19 protein-coding genes, 2 pseudogenes and 1 other annotated feature are annotated in these 24,424 nt (G+C 40.7%); of the genes and pseudogenes, 12 read left to right on the forward strand and 9 right to left on the reverse strand.

Features of this window, described 5'->3' with window-relative positions; genetic code table 11:
- Positions 1-81: 81 nt before the first annotated feature.
- The 4 genes from H4683_RS21885 to H4683_RS07095 all read left to right on the forward strand — a co-directional run bounded on the left by H4683_RS21885 (position 82) and on the right by H4683_RS07095 (position 5,469).
- A complete protein-coding gene (locus tag H4683_RS21885) occupies positions 82-2,496 on the forward strand; it encodes a DNA translocase FtsK (RefSeq protein WP_275403068.1) in 2,415 nt (804 codons plus the stop codon).
- Between the two features lie 105 nt (positions 2,497-2,601).
- Complete coding sequence (murC, locus tag H4683_RS07085) at positions 2,602-3,915, forward strand: UDP-N-acetylmuramate--L-alanine ligase (RefSeq protein WP_192598134.1); 1,314 nt, start codon at positions 2,602-2,604, stop codon at positions 3,913-3,915.
- Positions 3,916-4,184: 269 nt separating this feature from the next.
- The gene (locus H4683_RS07090; protein WP_192598135.1) at positions 4,185-4,649 is read left to right on the forward strand and encodes a DUF948 domain-containing protein; all 465 of its coding nucleotides are present in this window, start codon (positions 4,185-4,187) and stop codon (positions 4,647-4,649) included.
- Positions 4,650-4,722: 73 nt separating this feature from the next.
- The gene (locus tag H4683_RS07095) at positions 4,723-5,469 is read left to right on the forward strand and encodes a YtxH domain-containing protein (RefSeq protein ID WP_192598136.1); all 747 of its coding nucleotides are present in this window, start codon (positions 4,723-4,725) and stop codon (positions 5,467-5,469) included.
- A 50-nt stretch (positions 5,470-5,519) separates the two neighbouring features.
- Here the strand turns inward: H4683_RS07095 and H4683_RS07100 are convergent, their stop codons facing one another.
- Positions 5,520-7,532: a cell division protein FtsA gene (locus tag H4683_RS07100; protein WP_225941944.1), complete on the reverse strand. Its 2,013-nt coding sequence runs from the start codon at positions 7,530-7,532 to the stop codon at positions 5,520-5,522.
- A 288-nt stretch (positions 7,533-7,820) separates the two neighbouring features.
- Here H4683_RS07100 and H4683_RS07105 point away from each other — a divergent pair, with 288 nt between their 5' ends.
- Positions 7,821-8,903 carry a bifunctional 3-deoxy-7-phosphoheptulonate synthase/chorismate mutase gene (locus tag H4683_RS07105; RefSeq protein ID WP_192598137.1) on the forward strand — a complete coding sequence of 361 codons (1,083 nt, stop codon included), beginning with the start codon at positions 7,821-7,823 and terminating at the stop codon, positions 8,901-8,903.
- A 64-nt stretch (positions 8,904-8,967) separates the two neighbouring features.
- Positions 8,968-9,966, forward strand: a complete 999-nt coding sequence (gene ccpA / locus H4683_RS07110) for a catabolite control protein A (RefSeq protein ID WP_192598138.1) — start codon at positions 8,968-8,970, stop codon at positions 9,964-9,966.
- A gap of 74 nt (positions 9,967-10,040) precedes the next feature.
- Here the strand turns inward: ccpA and H4683_RS07115 are convergent, their stop codons facing one another.
- Genes H4683_RS07115 through H4683_RS07125 form a run of 3 tightly spaced genes read right to left on the reverse strand, consistent with a single transcriptional unit; the run spans position 10,041 to position 12,500 of the window.
- Positions 10,041-11,207 (reverse strand): acetoin utilization protein AcuC, encoded by a 1,167-nt coding sequence (locus H4683_RS07115; RefSeq protein ID WP_192598139.1) that lies wholly within the window; start codon positions 11,205-11,207, stop codon positions 10,041-10,043.
- The gene (locus H4683_RS07120) at positions 11,204-11,851 is read right to left on the reverse strand and encodes an acetoin utilization AcuB family protein (protein WP_192598140.1); all 648 of its coding nucleotides are present in this window, start codon (positions 11,849-11,851) and stop codon (positions 11,204-11,206) included. Before H4683_RS07120 ends, H4683_RS07115 begins: the two co-directional genes overlap by 4 nt.
- 16 nt (positions 11,852-11,867) lie before the next feature.
- Complete coding sequence (locus tag H4683_RS07125) at positions 11,868-12,500, reverse strand: GNAT family N-acetyltransferase (protein WP_192598141.1); 633 nt, start codon at positions 12,498-12,500, stop codon at positions 11,868-11,870.
- Between the two features lie 175 nt (positions 12,501-12,675).
- Between H4683_RS07125 and acsA the strand changes: the two genes are divergently transcribed.
- A complete protein-coding gene (gene acsA / locus H4683_RS07130) occupies positions 12,676-14,394 on the forward strand; it encodes an acetate--CoA ligase (RefSeq protein WP_192598142.1) in 1,719 nt (572 codons plus the stop codon).
- 55 nt (positions 14,395-14,449) lie between these two features.
- Here the strand turns inward: acsA and H4683_RS07135 are convergent, their stop codons facing one another.
- Positions 14,450-17,266, reverse strand: coding sequence for a transglycosylase domain-containing protein (locus tag H4683_RS07135; protein ID WP_225941955.1), 2,817 nt, complete (start codon positions 17,264-17,266; stop codon positions 14,450-14,452).
- Between the two features lie 161 nt (positions 17,267-17,427).
- Positions 17,428-17,624: a binding site (T-box leader), on the forward strand.
- Between the two features lie 96 nt (positions 17,625-17,720).
- Here H4683_RS07135 and tyrS point away from each other — a divergent pair.
- The 4 genes from tyrS (at position 17,721) to H4683_RS07150 (ending at position 20,820) form a co-directional block, all read left to right on the forward strand.
- The gene (gene tyrS, locus H4683_RS07140) at positions 17,721-18,986 is read left to right on the forward strand and encodes a tyrosine--tRNA ligase (RefSeq protein ID WP_192598144.1); all 1,266 of its coding nucleotides are present in this window, start codon (positions 17,721-17,723) and stop codon (positions 18,984-18,986) included.
- 29 nt (positions 18,987-19,015) lie between these two features.
- Entirely contained in the window at positions 19,016-19,225 is a 210-nt protein-coding gene (locus H4683_RS07145; protein ID WP_192598145.1) for a hypothetical protein, read from the forward strand.
- A 134-nt stretch (positions 19,226-19,359) separates the two neighbouring features.
- Positions 19,360-19,488 (forward strand): transposase, encoded by a 129-nt coding sequence (locus tag H4683_RS21290; RefSeq protein ID WP_225941945.1) that lies wholly within the window; start codon positions 19,360-19,362, stop codon positions 19,486-19,488.
- Between the two features lie 150 nt (positions 19,489-19,638).
- Positions 19,639-20,820, forward strand: coding sequence for an IS1380 family transposase (locus H4683_RS07150; protein WP_192598146.1), 1,182 nt, complete (start codon positions 19,639-19,641; stop codon positions 20,818-20,820).
- A gap of 1,041 nt (positions 20,821-21,861) precedes the next feature.
- Here the strand turns inward: H4683_RS07150 and H4683_RS22115 are convergent.
- The 4 genes and pseudogenes from H4683_RS22115 to H4683_RS07165 all read right to left on the reverse strand — a co-directional run bounded on the left by H4683_RS22115 (position 21,862) and on the right by H4683_RS07165 (position 23,353).
- Positions 21,862-22,200: a hypothetical protein gene (locus H4683_RS22115; RefSeq protein ID WP_338062416.1), complete on the reverse strand. Its 339-nt coding sequence runs from the start codon at positions 22,198-22,200 to the stop codon at positions 21,862-21,864.
- Between the two features lie 44 nt (positions 22,201-22,244).
- Positions 22,245-22,346, reverse strand: a pseudogene (locus H4683_RS22120) (hypothetical protein); the annotation flags it as partial.
- A 182-nt stretch (positions 22,347-22,528) separates the two neighbouring features.
- Complete coding sequence (locus H4683_RS07160; protein WP_192598147.1) at positions 22,529-22,771, reverse strand: hypothetical protein; 243 nt, start codon at positions 22,769-22,771, stop codon at positions 22,529-22,531.
- 24 nt (positions 22,772-22,795) lie between these two features.
- On the reverse strand, positions 22,796-23,353 hold the full coding sequence (locus H4683_RS07165; protein ID WP_192598148.1) for a hypothetical protein: 558 nt from the start codon (positions 23,351-23,353) through the stop codon (positions 22,796-22,798).
- Positions 23,354-23,594: 241 nt separating this feature from the next.
- Here H4683_RS07165 and H4683_RS07170 point away from each other — a divergent pair.
- Positions 23,595-24,335: pseudogene (locus H4683_RS07170) on the forward strand (transposase); the annotation flags it as partial.
- Positions 24,336-24,424 lie beyond the last annotated feature (89 nt).

Below are 24,424 nucleotides of genomic sequence, written 5' to 3' on the forward strand. Positions count from 1 at the left end.
TTTCTTATTTTACAGATAGATTTGATTTAGATAGTTCATACCTGTTAAAATAGAATAATTGACATGAAAAGAGTGATTGTCTTGAGTAGATTTAAAAAAATTATGGACCGATTATTTGGGGCCGATGAAGATAAAGTGGAAATTAATCATGAACAACCTAATCATGAACAATATAATTATGAAAATGATGAAACAACTGCAACGATTGAAAAGTCGTATAGGGAACAAGGACCTTCATTCCGTTTTCCGATTATCTCGGATGCAGAAATTTATGGGTGGGATGACGCGCCGATAGAAGAACAAGAAGAATCGACCTCACATTCATATGTGAAAGATGCAGATGACGATTATGAACCGATTCCATTATATGAAAATGAAAGATGGAAAAAGAAACCTAAGGTAGGAAATGTTTATAGATTTGAATCTACTCAGAAATATGAAACAGAGTCAAAGTTTAAAAAAAGTGATATTCCGCCAGTAGAAAGTACTGTGCAAAAGCGTTCTAGTAGACCATTCATACCAACAGAAGTACCTTCTCCAATTTTTGGATACGCCAATCCGAAAAATGATGTAGCAAAGACTTTAGTCAAGGATAAAGTGGAATTGACAGCACTGGATGAATTGGAAATCATAAATGGGCAATCTATTATGATGGATGAATTGATGGAACAGGATGATAATCTCATTACTGAAGATGTACAACCGCTTAACGTTCCGCCACTAGAACAAATTCCTGTGGATATGGTTGATTCAAGTGGAATTGAAATAGAAGATGTGGAACATCCTATAAAAGAGCTTCCAAAAGTAGATGCGGCGTCGCTTCCTGAATTAATCGAGGTGGAGGAAGAGTCACGCCCAGAGATAAGAAAAGAAAAGATTAGGCCCTTTAATGTTCTGATGTTGAAATCTGACAAAGAAAAAATCAATGCACTAAAGCCGTCGATTTCGCTACAAGACGTAATTAAAAAACATCCAGAGCCAGCTTTGGAACCGGAAAACATCATACTTCCAATCCAGCATCGGGAACAATTGATAGCCACAGAGAAAGAAATTGATAAAAATATGGAAGAAGAGCCGTACTATGCATTTCCATTGTTGGATTATCTAATTCCACCTGAAAAGCAGATTGAAGATACGCAGTGGCTTGAATGGCAGTCAGAAAAACTTGAAGAAGCATTATCCTATTTCGCAGTTCAAGCAACCGTAATTGAGGCTGTTCAAGGACCAACTGTTACTCGTTTTGAAATTACAGTCGGACATGGCACGAAAGTGAGCAAAATTCGAAATTTGACGGATGACTTGAAGCTTGCACTAGCGGCTGAGGATATCCGAATCCAAGCTCCAATTCCAGGGAAAAGTTCAATAGGCATTGAAATCCCTAATCGTAAGACAAGACCTGTGCGTATTTCCGAAGTAATTCAGTCTGAAAAGTTCCTAGGGTCATCATCTCCTATGGAAGCCGTACTTGGTCTTGACTTGACGGGTCTACCTGTAACACTCGATCTGCGTAAAATGCCACACGGAATGATTGCAGGAGCTACAGGTTCTGGTAAATCTGTTTGTATCAATTCCATTTTAGTTAGCTTGCTTTACAAAGCATCTCCAGCAGATTTAAAAATGATGCTAATTGATCCTAAAATGGTGGAATTGGCACCGTTTAATGGCATACCACACCTTATCAGTCCAGTTATTACGGATGTCAAAGCTGCAACCGCTGCGTTGAAATGGGCGGTTTCGGAAATGGAACGTCGATATGAATTGCTCGCCCATGCAGGTGTAAGGGATATTGAGCGTTATAATAAAGCCGTGATTGAGAGTCGTCGATTTTCATTGAAGATGCCCTATCTTTTGATTGTGATTGATGAGCTTGCTGATTTAATGATGATGGCGCCAGCAGATGTAGAAGTATCGATTAGTCGTATTGCGCAAAAGGCTCGTGCCTGTGGTATTCATTTAATCATTGCAACACAGCGCCCTTCTGTCGATGTTATTACAGGTACCATTAAAGCCAATATTCCAACGAGAATTGCGTTTTCAGTATCATCCCAAATCGATTCCAGAACGATTATCGATTCGCCAGGAGCAGAACGACTTCTCGGGAAGGGGGATATGCTGTATATTGGAAATGGGCAATCATCCGGTGTCCGGCTACAAGGTACATTTGTCACGGATAATGAAATAGAACGTATAATAGAACACGTTCAAAACGAGGCGGAACCGAACTACTTATTTGGGCAGGACGAACTTCTGGCAAATAGCGTTGAAGAAGAGGAGACAGATCCGCTTTTTGAACAGGTATGCCACTTCATTTTTGAGCAAGGTAGTGCATCGACCTCACTATTACAACGGAATTTTAGTATTGGGTATAACCGAGCAGCCAAACTTATCGACAGAATGGAGAAAAATGGCTTCGTATCGGGACAGCGTGGAAGTAAAGCGCGGGATGTTTTTTTAACAGAAAGTGATCTTAATCGGCATACGGACTCTATAGAGTAGAAGTAGTGTCATCAAAATGAAGCTGTAATGTAATAAGTATAAGTGGTAAAATAACAGAGAATACATTATTAACAGGGAACAGAAATGGTCCTGGGAGGTTGCAAAATGACATTGTTCCATTTAACTGGCATCAAAGGATCGGGAATGAGTCCGCTCGCTCAAATTCTTCACGACTCTGCCAATGAAGTACAAGGTTCGGATATTGACAAGTATTTCTTTACTGAAGATCCGATTCATGAAAGAAAGATACCGATTTTACCGTTTGATGGAAATAATATTAGGCCGGGAATGACAGTGATTGCTGGAAATGCATTTCCAGATAGTCATCCTGAACTTGTTAAAGCGCGGGAACTTGGACTTGAGGTTATTCGATACCATAATTTCCTAGGTCGTTATATGGAGAAATTCATTTCAGTCGGCATTACAGGAACACATGGAAAAACGTCTACAACTGGATTACTCGCACATGTATTATCAGGCCATGCACCAACCTCATATTTAATAGGGGATGGAACTGGGAGGGGCATTGAAGGGAGTAATTACTTCGTTTTTGAAGCATGTGAATATAAAAGGCATTTTCTTGCATATGAGCCAGACTATGCAATTATGACGAATATCGATTTTGATCATCCAGATTATTTCAAGGACTTATCGGATGTATTGGACGCTTTTGGGGAAATGGCACTACGGGTGAAGAAAGCAATCATTGCTTGTGGAGATGACAAGCATTTACAAGAGATCCAAGCGAATGTTCCCGTCCTCTATTATGGTTTCGAAGAGTCGAATGATTTTTCAGCAAAGAACATAACGAAAACAGAAGAAGGCTCAACCTTCGATGTTTCGGTGCGAAATGAATTCTACTACACGTTCACAATACCATTGGCTGGTGATCACGCAATTTTGAATTCATTAGGTGTAATCGCACTCTGTCATTATGAAGGAGTAGAAGTATCCGTTATTCAAGAAAGATTGTCAACTTTCGGTGGTGTGAAGAGGCGCTTTACTGTAACGGAGTTGGATGGACAGGTCGTTATAGATGACTATGCTCATCATCCCACCGAAATCAAAGCGACGTTGCAATCGGCAAGGCAAAAATACCCTGATCGAGAAATTGTCGCGATATTTCAACCTCATACTTTTACAAGGACTGCCGCACTTTTGGTAGAATTTGCAGAAAGTCTTTCATCTGCGGATCACGTTTATCTATGCGACATATTTGGATCAGCACGTGAAGAGGTGGGGAACTTGACGATTAATGAATTGATTGACAAAATTCCAGGTGCAAAACATCTTGAACTTGGTGACATACAAATCCTTGACACGCATGAATCGGCAGTCTACCTGTTTATGGGTGCGGGGGATATACAGAAGTATATGAATGCATTTAAAACCCATGTTGAAAACGAAAGAACAGCTTGATCCCTCAAGGTCAGCTGTTTTTTTATACGAAATAAGAGGAAATTATCATGTGATTTATCCCACATTTACGTGCAGGTCGACTAAAGTCGTCACGTCCTATGTGTCGAAAAATCCGCTCTGATTGCAGTTTCACTATATCCAATCAATTCTTAATTTTTCGAAGGGAATTGAAGAATAATGTTGAAGATGATATATTAAGCATTGAGTTTAGTTTGTATTATATTAGGGTAAACAATGTTTATGAAGAGCAGTTTAAGGAGGTAGTGTTTGTGGAAAATTTACTGTACATAGCGGCAATTGTCGCTGCAATCGCATTTTTAATTTTATGTATTAGCCTTGCGATGACTCTCTTTTCGTTGAAAAACACTTTGAAAAGTGTCTCCGAGACGATGGGTGGGCTAACCACACAACTTGAAGGGGTGACAACGGAAACGACTGAACTTCTTCACAAGACAAATGATCTTGCGGAAGACATTCTACTGAAGGCAGAGAAATTGAATTCGGTTGTCGATGCAGTGAAAGGGGTCGGTGACTCAGTTACAGGACTCAATTCCTCTGTGCGGCGTGTTAGCGACTCAATTACTACCGGAGCTGAACAGAATGGCGATAAGATTGCTCAAGTCGTTCAGTGGAGCAATGTAGTTATGGGCATAATGAGTAAAGTGAAAGAGCGGAAAACAGGTAATTCTAACGGTTGGACTATTTACAACCCTCAATCTGGGAAGAATAAGTAATCAAGCCAATCTAAGCGTTTCTAGGTATACTAGTATGATATGTAAATGATTCGAAAAATGGGAGGAATTGGACATGAATGAAGACCGCAAAATAACACCAAATTATAACAATCCACAATGCAATCATGAATACAATGCAGGAAATAAACAATATGAGAATTCATATGGGGAACCTTCTTATTTACCTGCAAATTATGATTACCAGGCATACACAGATTCATTCTACGAAGACAACAAAGGTTCTGGAGCGGGTAGCTTTCTTTTCGGCGCACTTGTCGGAGGAGTAATTGGGGCAGCAGCAGCACTTTTTCTAGCCCCTAAATCGGGTAGCGAAATGCGCGAGGATTTAACAGCACAAGCTATACAGCTGAAAGATAAAAGTATTGAACTCAGCACAGTCGCGAAGGAAAAAGCAGTAGAGTTCACTTCGGTAGCGAAAGTGAAAACAGGTGAGTTGTCAAAGTCGATTCAAGAACAATCCGGACAACTTGTCGAAAAAGTGAAATCAATGAAACCGAAAAATTCTGTTCCGATGGATGATGGAACTGCCTCTTCCGAAGGGGAAGAGGCAATGGATTTCATAGAGAGCGCAACATTGAAAATCGGGGATACGCTTGAAAAAGGAACTGAAATGGTGACGTCGACTGCAGAAGCGTTAAAAAAAGCGGTTGTAGAGCAAACTGAAGGCACAGCGAAAAATTCGAATAAAAGCCAGACAACTGGCAATAGCAGTGTAAGTTATGATAACAGTGAAAACATCGGCAAAAACAAAATTACTAATCAAAATTTTGTTTCAAAAATAAATGACGACAAGAAGTGAATTGAATGATTAAAGGCCCGTCTACCTTACTTGGGTAGACGGGCCTTTAATTAAGTGAAAATAATATCCAGAGAGTCTCCGCCGAAAATCGGTTCATTAAATCTGATTTGTGAACCGTTCCGGAGAAGCTGATAGTTACTCGAAGGGTTTTCTGGCAAACTATAATCTGTAAACGCAAAGATGTCGCCAAATGTAATTGGACTGTCGCTAAGTGAAATGAAGTCAAGGCAATCATATTTTTTCACGACTTCAGTCCCCTCGGCAGGTTGTCCATTCAATGTGATGGAGAGCCGTGGTTTCCGAATCGTGACGAGTGACCCGTTAAATGTGACTGATATCACATCGAAGGCTCTTTTCCCTATTTCGGATACAACTTCATCGACTGTAGGAAGAGGCTGTGAATGGATAGTTATATCATCCCCATCTTTGATGACATAAGATGGACTTATAGGAATACTTCCGATAGAAAAATGGGTTGTTCGTCCCTTTAGTGTAATCGTTCTCTGATTTACAGATAATGTGAATGGCATTTCCTTGAGTAACCCACTACGATTTAATTTTTTTAATGCGGCTGCAAGTGTTTTTGCATGAATAACGTTTATTTTATCTTGGTCTTGAACTTTTGTATCAAGCGGTCGGACTTTGCCGTTAATAATGATTTCAGGTTTTAATTCTACTTGAATTCCGCCGACTAATGCAAGAATTGACACAGCCTCCTCTAAGAGATCTTGTACAGTCGCAGATGCGTGATTTCCATCTTTTCCGGGTTTCACTTCAATTGCATCCTCATTCATAATAATGTCTTTTGTACTTGCTATGTTACCATTCAAGAGTATGGTGGAAGGAGTTCCGTGCTCTCCTGGAATCAGGATGTCGCTCTCATTTAGCTTAATCGATATTCCAAGTCCAGGCGTACCATAAAGTTGACGAGCTGTTATGTTTGCGGCAAGTAGAGCGTCTCCAACCGTCATTTCCTTCAATTCAAAGATCCGTATCGTCTTATTGTTTACAGAAACGGACATATAGTGGATGGGTGCCCTCCGTGCTGCGATAGCAATCCCGATAGGAGTGACAAGTTCGGGTGAAGAAGGGATGTTTGGCTCCAATGTGACGCCATTCAATGCCTCCAGTCCCTGTATTCTAACTCTGTTTTCTGGTAATTCAAGGCATTTACTAATCTCTTTTGGAAGTCCAATTGTCAAGCTTCCGCCCCCGACAACCATGACTGCTTGAGGCGAGTTGCCATTATTCAGCCGTTTGATTTCTTGTGAAATTGATTTTGCTAGTCGTTGGACAGCAGGTTTCAAAATGTTGTTTAATTCACTTGATGTAACATTCTGTTCAAAGCCGAGAATGTCAGTTATGACGATTTCCTCTTCGTTCGAGATTTTCCTCTTTGCATTTTCCGCAAGATGGAAATCGAGAAGGAAATGATTGCTGAGCGCTTCAGTGATTTCATCTCCCGCTAACGGGACCATCCCATATGCAACTACGGTGTTGTTAGCTGTGATGGCAATATCAGATGTCCCGGCGCCTATATCGACGAGTGCGACGTTTAGCCGCCTCATTGAAGGGGGAATGAGGACATTGATTGCCGCTATTGGTTCAAGTGTTAAGGCTTCCATTTCGAGTCCTGACCGTTTAAGTGACGATAGCAGTGATTCAACTACCACACGTGGGAGGAACGTCGCTATAACTTCCACTGAAGCCGAGCGACCTGCTTGGTCGATCAAGCTTCCAATTTCTTCACCTTCTAGTTTGTAGTACAGTACGGAATAACCAACACAATAATAGTAGTCGTCCTTTGTCACGGAGTCGGAAGACAACAGTTTTTGCTGGGCTTGTTGAACAGCCGCCAATTCAAGCCGGTTGACATCTTCATTCAAAATAAGGGATTGCTCTGAAATATCGACAGTCATCGAACCTTCAGATGTTTTCAAGGCTCGTCCCGCAGCAGCGACACTAACCCTTTTTAAAGGACCGTGTTTTTCCTCGAGTAGCTCTTTGATTTCGGAGATAACACCAGCGACACTTAGAATATTATGTATTTGTCCATCAATCATTGAGCGTTCCTTATGCTCGATGGAAATAAGATCGGTAACGTGATAGGCACCGTCATTTTCTGTTAGGATGATTCCGACAACAGAGCGAGTTCCGATGTCGAGTGCAAATAATGTACTAGGCAGAATGTTTCATCCTCTCTATAGATAAATGTAACTGAATGAAAAGATTTAAGTAGAAATAACGTGACTTTTCAAATAGTCTTCTTTATACTTAATCTATTATCTAAAAATGTAACATAAATTCCCCTCTGCGGAAAGGGAATGCTATGTGCGGGGAGGAGTCGGACTATGAGACAAAGTGATTTAGATGAATTACGCGGCCGTGTAAACGAGCTAAACATCAAAGTTTTGGATCTGATTAACGAAAGAACAACTGTTGTCCAAGAAATTGGAAAAGTAAAAGAGAAGCAAGGTGTTAATCGATACGATCCGATCCGCGAAAGGGAAATGTTGAACTCTCTGAAAGAAAATAATAATGGTCCGTTATCAAATGGGGTATTGGAACAAATTTTCAAAGGGATATTCATGTCTGGCCTTGAAATACAGGAGGATGAACAACGGAACGCATTGCTTGTGTCCCGTAAACGTAAATCGGAGGATACAATTGTCGACATCAATGGACATAAAATCGGAGATGGAACACCTTCGTTCATCTATGGACCATGCGCAGTTGAATCGTATGAGCAAGTGTTAGCCGTTGCACAATCCATCAAAGCAAAAGGATTGACGATGATTAGGGGTGGGGCATATAAGCCACGCACATCCCCTTATGATTTCCAAGGACTTGGCCTTGAAGGCTTGAAAATCTTGAAACGTGTTGCAGACGAAACAGGTCTTTCAGTTGTAACAGAAATCATTACGCCTTCACATCTTGAAGAAGCATTGGAATATATCGATGTAATCCAGATTGGTGCACGGAATATGCAGAACTTTGAGTTGTTGAAGGAAGCAGGAATGGTCAAAAAACCGGTTTTATTGAAACGTGGTTTAGCGGCGACAATCGATGAATTCATTCACGCAGCAGAATATATCATCTCAAAAGGGAATAGCGAAATCATTCTCTGTGAACGTGGTATCCGTACTTATGAACGGGCAACTCGAAACACATTGGATATATCGGCCGTTCCGATATTGAAACAAGAGACGCATTTACCTGTATTCGTGGACGTAACACACTCTACGGGTAGAAAAGATTTGTTATTACCAACGGCGAAAGCTGCCATAGCTGTAGGTGCTGATGGTGTGATGGCGGAGGTGCATCCAGATCCCGCAGTTGCATTGTCTGATTCTGCACAACAGATGGATTTACAGCAGTTTGATGATTTTTACGATGCAATCCAGAAATTCATGAAAACGTACCAAACGACTTAATAATCGAACGCCGGACCTTTTATGGTTCCGGCGTTTTAATTGAAATAGGAAAGGGGACAGGCCAATGGCTATAACGATTTACGATGTGGCCAGAGAAGCAAACGTTTCGATGGCAACGGTTTCCCGCGTCGTCAATGGTAATCAGAATGTAAAACCTACAACGAGAAAAAAAGTTTTGGATTGCATTGAACGACTTGGCTACCGTCCAAACGCGGTAGCAAGAGGGTTAGCGAGTAAAAAGACAACGACAATAGGGGTAATCGTCCCTGATATCTCAAAAAATTTCTATTCTGAGCTTTCCCGAGGTATAGCAGATGTAGCGACGATGTACGAGTACAACATAATCCTTTCTAATTCTGATGAACGAACAGCAAGAGAAGTGGAATTGATTGAAGATCATCTTGGCAAACAGGTAGATGGGCTTATTTTCATGAGTGATTCGATTTCTGACGAAGTGCGAGCGGAAATGGCAACAGCTAATGTGCCGATTGTATTGGCAGGAACGTTGGATGTTGAAGAACAGTTAGCTACAGTGAATATTGATTTTGAAGAGGCAGCCTATGTAGCTGTCAGTAAACTGATTGAAAATGGTCATCAACGAATTGTTTTTGTTTCCGGACCTTTTACTAAAGATATTAACAGAATCAGTAAAAGGAACGGGTATGTTCGTGCGCTTGAGGATGTCGGACTAGTTGTTGATGAAAGTCTCATCGTCGAAGTGGAGAACACCTATGACAATGCATATGAAGAATGGCAACAGATTCGAGAGTTAGCAGGAAAGCCGACAGCTATATTTGCAGGAAGTGATATAATCGCTGTTGGTTTGCTAAATGGAATTCGGGATGAAGGTCTATCGGTGCCGGAGAATTATGAGCTGATTTGTTTTGAGCATTCTATTTTAGCTAGGGTTGTAAGACCGCAATTAACCTCTATTGTCGTGCCTCTGTATGATTTAGGTGCAGTATCGATGCGACTTTTGACAAAACTTATGAACGGTGAAGAAGTTGAACAGCAGCAAGTCATATTACCATTCAGATTGGAAGAGCGTAATTCTGTGAAATGAAAAGAGTGGCAATCTTGTCAATTGGAGTTTTCCAAATGACGAAGAAGGCCTCTTTTTTTATGGGGTTCGTGTTATTATTTAGTTACTTGTTCATTTCGAATTATATGTAAAGCTCGGCTGAGCATCTGTGCATTTTTCTCGTTTATTTCATCTTTCCTTGGAATCGGTTCGTAGAGTGGATTAGGATCATCCCACGTTGGAATTAAAGGGACGGGTGATTGTTGTTGCCACATAGTAAGCCAGTCTTCTGGAAGACGACCTAAGGGAACGGGATCTTTCTTCATCGCCAACCAAATATGCGCCCAGGCTCTTGGCACGACACGCCAGATGTCGTAACCACCTCCTCCGACCGCAATCCAACGCCCCTCACAATATTGCTCAGCAATTTCACGTGCAACTCGAGGGATTTCTTTGAAGATGTCCATCGTTCCATACAAATGCGTCAAGGGATCAAAGTAATGTGCGTCAGCCCCGTTTTGCGTCAGGATAACATCGGGTTTGAAAAACGCAGTCACTTCTCTCATTGCCGTCCTGTAAATGGAAAGGAATGATTCATCTTCCGTGAAAGCATCGATTGGAAAATTGAATGAAGTTCCATAGCCTGTGCCATTCCCACGTTCCGTTATATTTCCGGTACCTGGGAATAGGTAACGCCCTGTTTCGTGGATTGAAAGTGTACAAACGGTTGGATCATCATAGAAACTCCATTGAACGCCATCGCCATGATGGGCATCAGTATCAATATAAAGAACTCTTGCTCCGTATTTCTCTTGCATGTATTTAATGGCGACTGAACTGTCGTTATAGACGCAAAAACCAGAAGCCCGCCCGCGGAATCCATGATGAAGTCCGCCACCGAGGTTTAACGCATATTTTGAGCGACCTTCCATCACCTCGTCGACTGCAGTCAATGTACCACCAACGAGTATAGCACTTGCCTCGTGCATATTGGGGAAGATGGGAGTATCTTCTGTACCGATTCCATAAATACTCCCAACGTCTTCGCATATTTCACCTCTACCAGCCTTTTTGACGATATCGATAAACTTGGCGTCATGGGCAAGAAGCAATTCATCGTCTGTTGCCATACGGGGTGAAATAATGTCGGTATCTTGAATAGCTCCTGACTTTTTTAATAGGTCAAGGGTCAAAAGAATTCTTTTTTGATTGAAAGGATGTGAATCCGAAAAAGAGTATTCGAGTTGTTCATCGGAAAAGATAAAAACGGCATCCTTTTTCATAGGCCTATCCCCGGGACATTTGGCCATAGAACCTCAAAGCCACTCTCTTTCAATCCTTGGATGACAGTAAGCGGATTCATTGTCTTAATGCGGATGACGAGAATTTTGTTCGCTTCATTCTCTTTATCGGGATAGACAAGGACGCTTAACACATTTGTTTTTTGTTCATAGAACACTTTGGATACTTCAAATAAGATCCCTGGTACGTTTGGAACGCGTACTTCAATCTGTGATCCTGGTTGGTGAGCACCTGTCAATTCGATGTATTTATAAAGTAGATCCGTTTCAGTGATGATGCCGACTAGTTTGTTATTGGAAACAATCGGAAGACAACCGATTTTATTGTCATAAAAAATGACGGCCGCTTCTTCTACAAAATCCATAGGGTGGCCGATAATCGGATTTTTTGTCATCACTTGGGCGATTGCTGTATCGTAAATATGTGTGTCCTTGCTAGTAGAGAATGAGGATGGGACAAACCCTTTTAAATCACGGTCTGTCACGATTCCGACGATCATTCCATTTGCTGATAGTATTGGTAAATGACGGACTTTTTTGTCGCGCATCGCTTGAAGTGCATCTTTCACGGAATGATCTGGAGAAAGTGTTTTGACGTCTTTAATCATGATTTCTTCAATTAGCATTGGAATTTCCCCACTTTCAATACATAAATCGGTTCATGAACCGTAGACTGTCGAACTGTTGGATAGAATTTTGATTTATTCTTTTTCCAATCCGTGCCATCATACAATTGGCGGGGTGAGAACTTATTTCTGGATCATCCGTCGCATAGTATTCTAAACCACCTGCATTCATCATTTTCTCCATCATTTTTCGATATTCCCATACATTTAGCTTCGTTCCTTTCAAATCCCAATGCCAATAGTATTCAGTTGTCAAAATGATGTAATCATCCATTGCATCATCCATCATTGAAACCTGTAACAGTGATTTTCCGACACCGCCGCCCCGAAATTTCGGAATGATTTCGATTGCCCCAAGCTCAATTAGGTTGATCATTTTCCCTTGTGACCACCGTTCTAAGGGATCTGGATACAAAAAGGTGACGTAGCCAACGACTTCATTCATTTCACGTGCGATAATGATTCGACCTTCTGGAAGTGCAGCGATTTCAACGAGTGCCTTTTGCTGTTGGGTAGGAGGTCTGAAGGCAACGAGATTTTCGTGAAAATCCAGATTTGTGAGTGTCTCAGGCGGTATAGGTCCTTCAATAATAAGATTGCCGTTCTTATGCTTGATTTCTTTAGCGTAATACGTTTTTACATGGTCCAATAAATTCACCGCCTTACAAAATATGCAGATACTCTTAGTATACAATGAAAACGATAAAGAGAAGCCAATTAGTTCTAACAAAATAATTATTTTCGAAAAAATGAAATTAATCGACAAATAGAATCGAAAATAATGTAGAATGAAATATGTGAATGTTATGGAAAGGGTGAGAGACATGGTAGTAAGAACGTTACCGGTAGTCCAAGGAGATTATCAATTAGGGGATTATGATTGTACCGTTGCAGAATTTAGTTGGACAGACGTAGAGAAAGAATTCAGTTGGCATGAAAGTGGACTCGTTAATATCGCTCATGAAGCGATAGATCGACATGCTGAATCTTTCCGTAAAAACAAAGTGGCACTTTATTATAAAGATGCACATCGAAAAGAGACATATACCTATAATGAAATGAAGAAGATGACGAACAAAGCTGCAAATGTATTGCGTAATAACTCAACACTTGAAAAGGGAGATCGAGTCTTTATATTCATGCCACGTTCTCCAGAACTCTATTTTGCCCTTCTTGGCTCATTGAAAATCGGTGCAATTGTGGGTCCCCTCTTTGAAGCATTTATGGAAGGTGCCATCTATGATCGGTTAGCCGATAGTGAGGCGAAAGCTATCATCACGACGCCTGAACTTTTTGAACGGGTGCCAGTAGAAAAACTACCTCACTTGGAGACCGTATTCCTTGTTGGGGAAAATGTTGTTGAGAAGGATAAGATTGTTGACTTCAATAGTCGAATGAAGGATGCATCCCAATACTTTCAAGTCGAATGGCTGGATAGGGAAGCTCCAACGCTTCTCCACTACACTTCGGGTTCGACAGGGAAACCAAAAGGTGTGCTGCATGTTCAAGAAGCGATGGTTCAGCAATACCAGACAACAAAATGGGTTCTCGATTTAAAAGAAGATGACATCTTTTGGTGTACGGCAGATCCTGGTTGGGTGACAGGTACAGCATATGGAATATTTGGACCGATGCTTACGGGAGCGACCCTTCTTGTGCTCGGTGGAAGGTTTTCGACAGAAAGTTGGTACGAAGCAATCGAAGAGTATGGTGTGACAGTCTGGTATAGTGCGCCGACGGCTTTCCGCATGTTAATGGGTGCTGGAGAAGGGCCTATCCATCAGTTTGACCTCACCTCACTGCGGCATGTTCTATCAGTCGGGGAGCCACTCAATCCCGAAGTCATCCGTTGGGGAGTGGAAGTATTCAAAAAGCGCATCCATGATACATGGTGGATGACAGAGACGGGCGCACAGACCATCTGCAATTTCGGATGTCTTCCAATCAAGCCAGGGTCTATGGGCAAGCCTGTACCGGGTATTGAGGCGGCAATCGTAGATAACCAAGGGAACGTCCTACCACCGTTGCAAATGGGCAATCTAGCCATTAAAAAAGGATGGCCAGCAATGATGCGTCAAATCTGGAATAACCCTGAACTTTACGCATCCTATTTCATGAATGATGAATGGTATGTATCCGGTGATTCTGCTTATATGGATGAGGAAGGGTATTTCTTTTTCCAAGGCCGTGTTGATGATGTCATAATGACAAGCGGGGAACGAGTAGGTCCATTTGAAGTTGAAAGCAAATTGCTTGAGCATCCTGCTATTGTTGAGGCGGGTGTTATCGGTAAACCAGATCCAGTCCGTGGAGAAATTATCAAAGCATTTGTAGCGCTTCACCAAGGGTATGAACCGACGGATGAATTGAAAGAGGACATTAGACAGTTCGTTAAAAAAGGGCTTGCAGCGCACGCCGCTCCTCGTGAGATTGAATTCAAGGATAAACTACCAAAAACTCGAAGTGGTAAAATTATGCGCCGTGTATTGAAGGCGTGGGAGCTAAATCTTCCTACAGGGGATTTATCGACAATGGAAGATTAATTTTAAAATTTAAAAGGGCATGACCGCCAAGTTTCTAGCGGTCATGCCCTTTTAATTATTCATTTATGTTAGTGTCTTCAGTATCCGGGGGAGGAGGAATGACGGGAATCTCCGGAACAGGATCTATCGGTTCTTCAGGAACCGGTTCGGGCGCAGGTTCCGCCTCTATTGTAACGACATTCGATGATTCGGATAATCTTCCGGTAATATCAACTGCCCTGACAGAATAAGATCCGGTACCGATTGAATAGGAATTTGCTGAAGCGTCATGAACTGTACCGATTTTCCCACCATCTCTATAGATATAGTAACCGATGACGTCATTTGACGATGAGTCACTCCAAGTGATCGTCTTTCCATTTAGTACAACGTTTACAGCTGTAGGAGAGACATCATTTGCAGCAAATACTGCATCAGAAACGACATTTGAAGCAAAAAAGGAATTTGCAGGGAACAATTTAGATGCGTCACCTTTCCATGGTCCAAGAATCCGACTGATGAATGCTGGATTCATACCAGTCCCACCTGATGTTAAGAACGCGGCGGGAGTAGAAGGAAGTGCAAGGTATCTTTTTCCTTTAACTGTTACAAAGGAAGAAGAGGAAGAACCAATACTATCATCCGGTTTAGTCGGTAACATTACTTTTGCATTGAAAAGATCGGATTTCACAAGACCGGCAGACGAACATGCTGCAGACGGTGCAAGACCAGATATGCCACAGAATGATCTAGTGACGACACCATTTGGACGTTGGAATTTCGCAGAGGCACCAATCAATTCTGGACTTACATCATTCGCAGCGTTCATAATGCGAGAAAAAAGTCTACTTGTTCGATCCGAGGGATGTAAGGTTTGCCCTTTTAGTCCGTAGTAAAGACTGCGTGTCCGATCTTTGTAACCGAGCCACACACCCAGTGAAACATTTGGATTGTATCCAACAAGCCATGCATCTCCATACCCTTGTGTTGTTCCGGTTTTAACCGCAAGATCAGGACGGAAATTAAGATGGTTTGTAACTTTGTTGCCTGTCCCACCAGGTTTTAATACATCGCGCATCATGTCCGTGATGATATAGCTTGTTTCCGGACTAAACACGTCAACTGGCTCGACTTCGTGCTTGTAGACTATATTGCCTTCCATGTCTTCAATTTTCTCTATAAGATAAGCGTCAATGAATTGTCCTCCATTTGCAAACGTTGCAAATGCATTCGTGTTTTCTTCGACACTTACTCCTTTTGCCATTCCACCAAGTGATGTTGAATAATCGACATAGTCTCCTGGAACAAGCTCTGAGAAGCCCATTTTCTCGAGAAATTCAGCGGGCCGCCGATCAATGATATCACGATATAATCTTGCTGTAGCTAAGTTCAATGATTTGGCTAGAGCTTCTCTTGCGGGTATGATTCCGAGTTCCATCGTACTGAGATAGTTATTCGGTGACCACATGGAGCCATTTCCTTGTTTCACATCAAACTTCACATCGACAACAGGACTACCTGCACCTATGACGCCATATTCGATAGCAGGCGCGTAAACAAGTAGCGGTTTCATTGCAGAACCATTTTGTCTATAAGCTTGTGTTGCATGGTTCGTCGCTTCGTGTTTATGATCACGTCCGCCTATGAAAGATAGAATTTTACCTGTGTTATTTTCAATCATAATTGCACCAACCTGAACGGGGTCATCTTTTAATACAGCTTCTCCTGTATCGGGATCTTTCTCCTCCCTTGTATAGGTAAAGCCGTAATGTTCAAATGCATCACCAACTTCATTCATCTTGTCATACAATTTCTTATCTACCGTAGAATAAATTCTATACCCATCGTTCTGCATGGAGCGTGTTGCAAGAATCTTATATTTTTCGCGAACTTTCTTTTCCTTTTCAAGACGTTCCGGATCAATTCCATCCTTCTCCGCAATGGTTTTCGCGAGAATGTCTACGGTACGATTCTGAATTTCTTGCGTTAGGTATGGATAGCGTTCATTTGCGCGCATGATTGAATCACGGAAATCCTTTGTAATATCATAGTTGATTGCTTCATTGTATTGTTGTTCAGTAATATGATGGGTCTCTTTCATTCTGAACAGGACCGTTTTCATCCGATCTATTCCTGGTTTTAAATATTTTTCTTCTTTCCGCCCGCCACCACTTTTGAAAGGGGTGTAGGCAAAAGGTGCCTGAGGAAGTCCTGCTATGAATGCGGCTTGTGGCAAGTTTAAATCCTTTGCTTTTTTGGCGAAAATACCACCGGCTGCCGTTTCGACTCCCGCAATGTTTTGCCCATTGGCATTCCGTCCATAGGGGATAATATTTAAGTAAGCTTCAAGTATCTCCTCTTTTTCCATGAAATTCTCAAGCCGCATGGCGAGTAAGATTTCCTTCGCTTTTCGTTCATACGAAACTTCATTTGTTAAAACTTGGTTTTTTATAAGCTGTTGTGTCAGTGTAGATCCACCTGTTTGACTGGCGGAGTTCGTTACATCCTGGAAAAGTCCGCGAAAGATTGCTTTAGGTACAATGCCATTATGGTCCACAAAATATTCGTCTTCTGTAGCAAATACAGCATCAATGATAAAAGGAGACACACGTTCAAGCTTTGTCTCTTTTCTCTCGATATCAGAGTTGACTTTTCCAATATATACGTTACCAGCGAGATAGATTTCAGACGTTTCTTCATAGTTGAAAATCGCATCACGCATCACCTGTTTGGAACGTAGCGGTTCTTTTGCAACAAGAGATGCGAAATAGCCTGCACCAACCGAGGCGGCAAAAACGGAAATTGTCAGTCCGAAAATGATGAACAGGAGAAAAAGGTTCCAGACGACACCTGTTGAGATACGAAGACCTTTTGCTAACTTCGTTTTTGTCATCGTTTCCAATTTTTCTTCTATAAGATCAATACGATTTTTTCTTTTTTTGGTCAAGCCAATCACCCTCCTAAAATCTTTCCCATTATAGCACATTTTTATATTAGCGAATCAAAAATGTTTGACAACCTCTGAATTTCAGTTAAAATAGTTGTTATATCTTTTTTTACATGTTGAAGAAGTCAGAGTAGTGGCGATGGAACCGTTTAGAGAGGCAGCGGCTGGTGGAAGCTGTTCGGTACACCGTTCATGAATTACAGCTTTGGAGTGTGACGCTTTCGTGGCGATAGTACGTTTTGAGCGGAGAATTTATTCTCAAGCTGGGTGGTACCGCGTTAATTGAGTGATTAGCGTCCCTGCATGATTTTTTTAATCGTGCAGGGCTTTTTTATGTCTAGCTTCGGGCGTCTATGCCGGCGCCCTCCGCTTTTCTTTATTATTTCAAGGAGGTATTTTGATGAAGAACGCATTGATGGATGATTTAAGGTGGAGAGGTTTACTGTACCAACAGACAGACGAAGAAGGTCTGGAGGATCTGTTGAATAAAGAGGAGATTTCGCTATACTGTGGAGTTGATCCGACAGCGGACAGTATGCATATTGGTCATATCGTTCCTTTATTGACTTTGCGTCGTTTCCAAATGCATGGGCACCGTCCGATTCTACTTGTAGGCGGGGCGACGGGGATGATTGGGGATCCATCTGGACGGTCGGAGGAGAGAGTGCTTCAGACGACGGAACAGATTGGGGTAAACGTTGCGGGTATTAAGAAACAAATGGAACAGATATTTGATTTTAATTCTGAAAATGGCGCACAAATGGTGAATAATAATGATTGGATTAGTTCGATGAGTATGATCGAATTTTTCCGGGACTACGGTAAATTACTTAGTGTCAACTATATGTTGGCAAAAGATAATGTCGCATCACGTCTTGAGAATGGTATCTCATTCACGGAGTTTTCATATATGCTAATCCAAGGAATCGATTTTAATCACTTGTTCAACAATTATGGCTGTCGTGTACAAATCGGTGGTTCTGATCAGTGGGGCAATATTACGACAGGGCTTGAAGTTATTCGTAAAACACATGAGGAAGAGACGAAAGCATTTGGAATTACAATCCCACTTGTTACAAAAGCTGATGGAACAAAGTTTGGGAAAAGTGCGGGCGGCGCAGTATGGTTAGATGCTAAAAAAACATCTCCTTACGAGTTTTACCAGTTCTGGATCAATACAGCCGATGCTGATGCCATTAAATATTTGAAAATTTTCACGTTCATGGAGCGGGAGGAAATTGAGGCACTTGAAGCTGCTGTCCAGGATGAGCCACATCTACGGAAAGCCCAATTGACACTTGCTGAAGAAATGACACGCCTCGTTCACAGTCAAGATGCACTTAATCAGGCAATCCGTATTTCACAAGCATTATTCAGCGGAGATTTAAAAGCACTTGCTGTCGATGAAATGAAGGATGCATTCAAAGATGTTCCTTCATTTGAAATGGCAAAAGTGGATAAAAACATCGTCGACTTTATCGTAGAAGCGGGCGTGTCACCTTCAAAACGGCAAGCACGTGAAGATGTAACGAACGGTGCGATTTCGTTGAACGGAGAACGGGTGACAGAAACGACTTATGAAGTGGGTGCAACGGATCGTTTAGAAGATGCGTTTACAATCGTTCGTCGTGGGAAGAAGAATTATAAAATGGTTAAGTTTGTTTAACTGTTCCTATTGAAAGAGAGGTATCTGAAATGACAAAAGGCTATCTTTATTGGAAGATAGCCTTTTGTGTTGTTGGTTTGAATGGTTTGCTCAATACAGCAAATAAATTAAAAGAAACCGGTGCTGCAAAGGTCGAGATTTTACTACCATATTTCGAATATAACGACTTTTATTCGAAATATAATATTTTCACTATCATTAGCCTGAATTATTCACAGGCTTCGCTAAAAGTTGCCTAAACGTCTGTAATACCAAGGTATTTGATGGAAACCGCTTGTCACTTAAAAAGTGAATGCCCTAAAACATGAAAAAGAGCCCCTAATCTGGTAATGTCATAGGTGACTAAACCAAAAACATGCCAGGAGGGCTCCCTATGACTAGTGTAAACGAACTTTCTTTTGGATTCAACAAACGAATAAAGATTAATTTTGATGGCGATGATCTCACCAGTGATGCAGGACTTTTATTTTTCAAAAGCGTGGTCAAAAACCACCGTCTTTAGACGGTATACGCTTTAGCCTTATCTTTTAGTTTTTGAGCTTTGTTTTTGATTTTTATCTTTAGTGGGCTTTAGCCCGAATAGATTCCACCTACTTTAGTAGGTGGTTGTTCAATGTATAAAGAATTTGATGACTAAATAGGTTTCACTGAGATGAATCATTCATCGGTTACCCTAAATGATTCCATGGAACATACCGTGCACACGAATGACAGTGTGCTTGTGCAAAAAGTCTACCAACATATAGCCGGCTATCACGCGGATGATCATGCAGACAGTCTAAGATATGACCCTGCATTAACGACTATTTTAGAAAAAGAACGTCTAGCTTCTCAACCTACGATGTCCAGGGTTAATCAGCTTTTCGACAAGGCAGCCATGAAACAATTACAACAGGTAAACAATCAACTTATTGAACGTTTTCATACGTTGGAAGCCCCTGAAAATATCGTTCTTGATTTGGATTCCACGAATGCGGCTACTTATGGTCGCCAACAGGGATCTGCCTACAATACGCATTATGGGGAAAATGGCTATCATCCCATGCTTATGTTTGATGGGTTGACTGGTGATTGCCTCAAAGCCGAACTCCGTGGTGGATCCGTTTACACATCGAGGCAGGTAGTACGCTTTGTCGGCCCCACCCTCAAACGCTTAAAGTCCCTCTACCCTTGGATAGATCCCCTCATTCGTGGGGATAGTGGATTCGCAGTTCCTGAGCTTTTTGAGCTAGCCGAGGCAAAAGAAAGTCACTATGTGATTCGCTTAAAATCAAATAAGCGCCTAACGGCTCAAGCTGAAGAACTGTTGAAACAGATTCCCGATGATGTCCTAGGGAAGAAAACCGTCCTTTATCGCGAATTCAATTATCAGGCAAAGAGTTGGACCAAATCCAGACGGGTTATTGTAAAAATGGAAAAACCAATGGATGAACTTCTGTTTCGGTTCACTTTTATTGTGACAAGCATGCATTTGGCTCCGGAAAACAGTGCGAAAATCTATTTTAACCGTGGTACGATGGAAAACTTCATTAAAGAAGGAAAACTGGGATTCGCTTTTGGTAAAATGACAAGCTCCGAATTTGATCGAAATGCCTGCAAGTTACAAATTGCGGTACTGGCTTACAACCTTCATAATGGCTGTAGCCGTATCTGTTTTCCAAGAGGAATGGATCACAAACTGATTGATACCATCCGACTACAATTCATAAAAGTAGCAGGGAGAGTCATACGTTCTGGACGCTATCTACCTTTCAAATTATCCAGCCACTGTGTCTATCAAAAGGAATTTTTTGAAGCGCTCAGTAGAATACAAGCACTTCCCCGATTTGGCTAACTCTAATTTAAAGAAACCTATCCAAAAAAGGCGGGATTATAGTCCCTCGGTTTAGTGCGCACTTTTTTAAAACAAAAAGTAATATAATGGACATTATCCTTATGTGTGAACGTAAAATCCCCATAAAAAGACTCGAATATCTTAATAACAAAAACCGAAAGGTGTTTCGTATTGATTTCCCATAAAAAATCAGTTGATTTAAGTTTCTATGAATAATTCAGGTTCATATTGAATACCCCTCTTAACTCCTCGTTAAATAGAATTTCGGCGAACGTTAGTTCCTTTTGCGTGTACAAAATAGTGGTTAAAAAAACAGCACTTAATTGAAGATGTACATACTTTCATGTCTTTCTTTTTGGACAAGAAAGTATGTACATTACACGCCAGAAAAAAACTTATAGGTATTACTGGTAAAGTATTAGAGATTGAAGCTTTCCAAGATTGATAAATGTCATTTATGCGATTGTTGTACATACTTTCTTGTCTTCGGACAGCACTGTAGGGCTGTAAGAATACCATTAACTTCAGCGATACTAAAAAGAGTAGGGGTCTTCCTTATTGCTTTCAGCGTCCAGACCTTCTATACGGAGCCAATCGAAGATTCGCTTGAATTAATAGTAGAAGCTATTATACAGTGATAGTCCTAACTTTGGTGTCCTTAGTTTGAAGACGTTAAAGTTAGGACTACTCTGAAGTAGGGACAAGCAAGTTAGAACAGCTTGTGAGAAAGTTTGGGGATTCATATCCTATTCTTAAACACAAAACGGCTGTAGAGGCAGATGGAAAGTCATATTGAATAAAAGTCCTAACTTTTGTGTCCAAATCGTCCTAACTCTGATGTCCTTGTACAACATTTCACTACAAAAATTATATCATATTTACTAAATGAAAACAAAATTCGTACTAAATTATGATTTAGCGTAAAATGGTTTTCCCTTCAACGTCCCCCTCTCACTCATTGTAAACCAACAAAATAAGGTGTACAAAAAATCATGTACACCATATTCATCATCTGATTCTTTTTAACTTAACTTCGATTCTTTAGTGATTATGTTTAATGGGTACTTTCTTAAAATCAGCTTTTGTAAATGCGTCCCAATACCAAAAGTTATATTTAGGACGTAACGAGGAAAAATGGTCTACTTTAATAGAACGAACAATGTGATAGGCTTCCATGTTTTCTGACATGCCGAATACTTCAAGTATCGTACATGGTTTCGTATCTAATAATAAACCGTCCGGATGCAATTTATTCCATGCAGGATGCTCATTTGCATTATGTCGGACAACTGCTCGTTCATTCTCACATAAATGATTATATAATGTTCGTTCGAAAGAGCTTTCAACGGGTGCACCACCTTGTAAAAATATGGTCCGCACGATGATTCATGTGTATGTACATATGTCCAACTAAAGTCTTTGTCAATAATATATATATCCTGCTGATCGTCAAAATCAGCTGCTACGATTTCGTTTACTTTGCTGTATTGTATAATATATTGTAAACCTTGATACAGCTGTTTAATAAGTTAGACTTTCTAAGTAATTCGGATTTAGAGAAATATCTCTTAGAAGGGAGATAAAATAAAGGAAGCCCGTTACCTTAAATGATAACGGGCTTGTTGCGTTTATTCACCTTGCAACCCTTCCTCATGTTCAGCAATCAATTGTTTAATCACATTCAAGTCGTCCACTTTCTCGCGAATTTCTAAGAAGAAGTTACCCAAACTTTATATCTTCTATCACTATCCATTGTGATTTCTGTTTCTGTAAGGACGCTCAATTCCTTCAGCTCAGCAAGTCTAAAAGCTAAGGAATAAGCTATTTTGTAATCTGGTGTGTCATAACCATCATACAGTCTTGCATAAATTTCATTTACTATTGATTCGGCCCATACATCCGCTTCGTATAAACTATCGAATATAATATTTTCTCGCTTCCATTTTGGCATCTTTTAACCTTCTATCTGGGAATTTTATCTTACTACACATTCAATTCCAACATATGTGTTATTTGTAACACCGTTAATCGAGGTTGTGGCAATTCCATTATATACAAGGTTAAGTATATCACCGGATTTAAGATTATTAGAATTACTACCTCCTATTATCTGATAAACTTTTATACTACCATGAAAAAGATAGTTAGGACTTTCATCGCGCATCGGGTATGGTGAATTAATTCGCTGATCATTTATTCTAGTTCCACTCATTGATACCGTTAGTTTAGGTTTGTATAGATGGTAAGCACTTGGTTTTATGAAATATCCCCATTGGATTGAACGATCAGTTGAACTAGTGTTTGTTTGTAAGGTCACATAAGACTCTCCATCATCACTATTGTAGGTTCCATTTTTGCAGTAAGGAATCTCATCATCATACCCAAAGGGTTCTATTAAATCACTAGGATTCTCTAAACTAAGAGTCGAATTAGATTCTAGACTAATAGCCGAAGCAGATTTTAGCTGGAAAGAAGAAATTGATAATAATAATACGAGTAAAAGAGTAGAAACAGACATTAAAAGTTTTTTCATAAAAAATCCCTCCTAAGTTTTGTTGTTACCATCATATACTGAATTCTCTAAATAAGCAAGTGATATCAGTAAATTTAAACAATAAGGTTATATGAGATAAGCGTCTTAAGTTTCGCACCTCGCTAATCCAATAAAAAAACCCCTTTGAAAGAAACAAAAGGGCAAGAAAAACCCGCATGAACACTGGATTTTTGGTATAATTAAGATACCATTCCAAATCAACCAAAAAGGACGTGTTATCATGCGGAAAAATGTAAAAGAAATCGAAAACGTATTTCATTCACATCGTTTTTCTATTGATTCTATTATACAAAATGTAATGAAGAAGTTCAAATTTCGTTCCATTTGTCATCAGGTAGGATTTAAAAAGCAACAAGGTCATTCCGTCACTGACATTATGACGTTATTGCTGTTGCTCCCACTCATACTAATCAACAGTGTGAACGCCCTCTACAAAAGCAGGTATCAAAACATGACAAGCATGAAAAAAGACACCCTTTACCGCTTGAAAAATAACGAGTGCATGCCTTGGCGTAATCTACTTTTAACTATCGCAAAACAATTTCAAAAACTAGTAAATCCGAACAAGGAAGTTGACGCAAAAGCCGCCTTTATTTTAGATGACACGATTGATATCCGTACGGGTCGAAAAATCGAAAAAATCTCCTACGTTCATGATCACGTTGCAGGTCGAAAAAAGAGTACACTTGGATTTAAGAACTTAACGTTGGGGCTGTTTGACGGGACAAGTTTTATTCCTCTTGACTTTAGCTTGCATGCGGAAAGGGCACTGAAACAGAAACATCGCAAAGAACAATATACCAAAGAAAGAGACCCCCGTTCCAATGGCGCCAAGCGCAAGAAGGAATGCGGAGTGGACAAGATTACTAGCGCCCTTACGATGCTTAAAAGAGCAGTGAAACACGGATTTCAAGCGAAGTATGTTTTAGTAGATAGCTGGTTCCCGAGTAAGGGCTTTATTTTCTAAAAGAGTGGTCAAAAACCACCGTCTTTAGACGGTATACGCTTTTAGCCTTGCACTTACCTGTCCATACTTGAACACGAGGTGAA

The sequence above is a fragment of the Sporosarcina limicola genome (genome assembly GCF_014873855.1).
Classification (GTDB): Bacteria; Bacillota; Bacilli; order Bacillales_A; family Planococcaceae; genus Sporosarcina; species Sporosarcina limicola.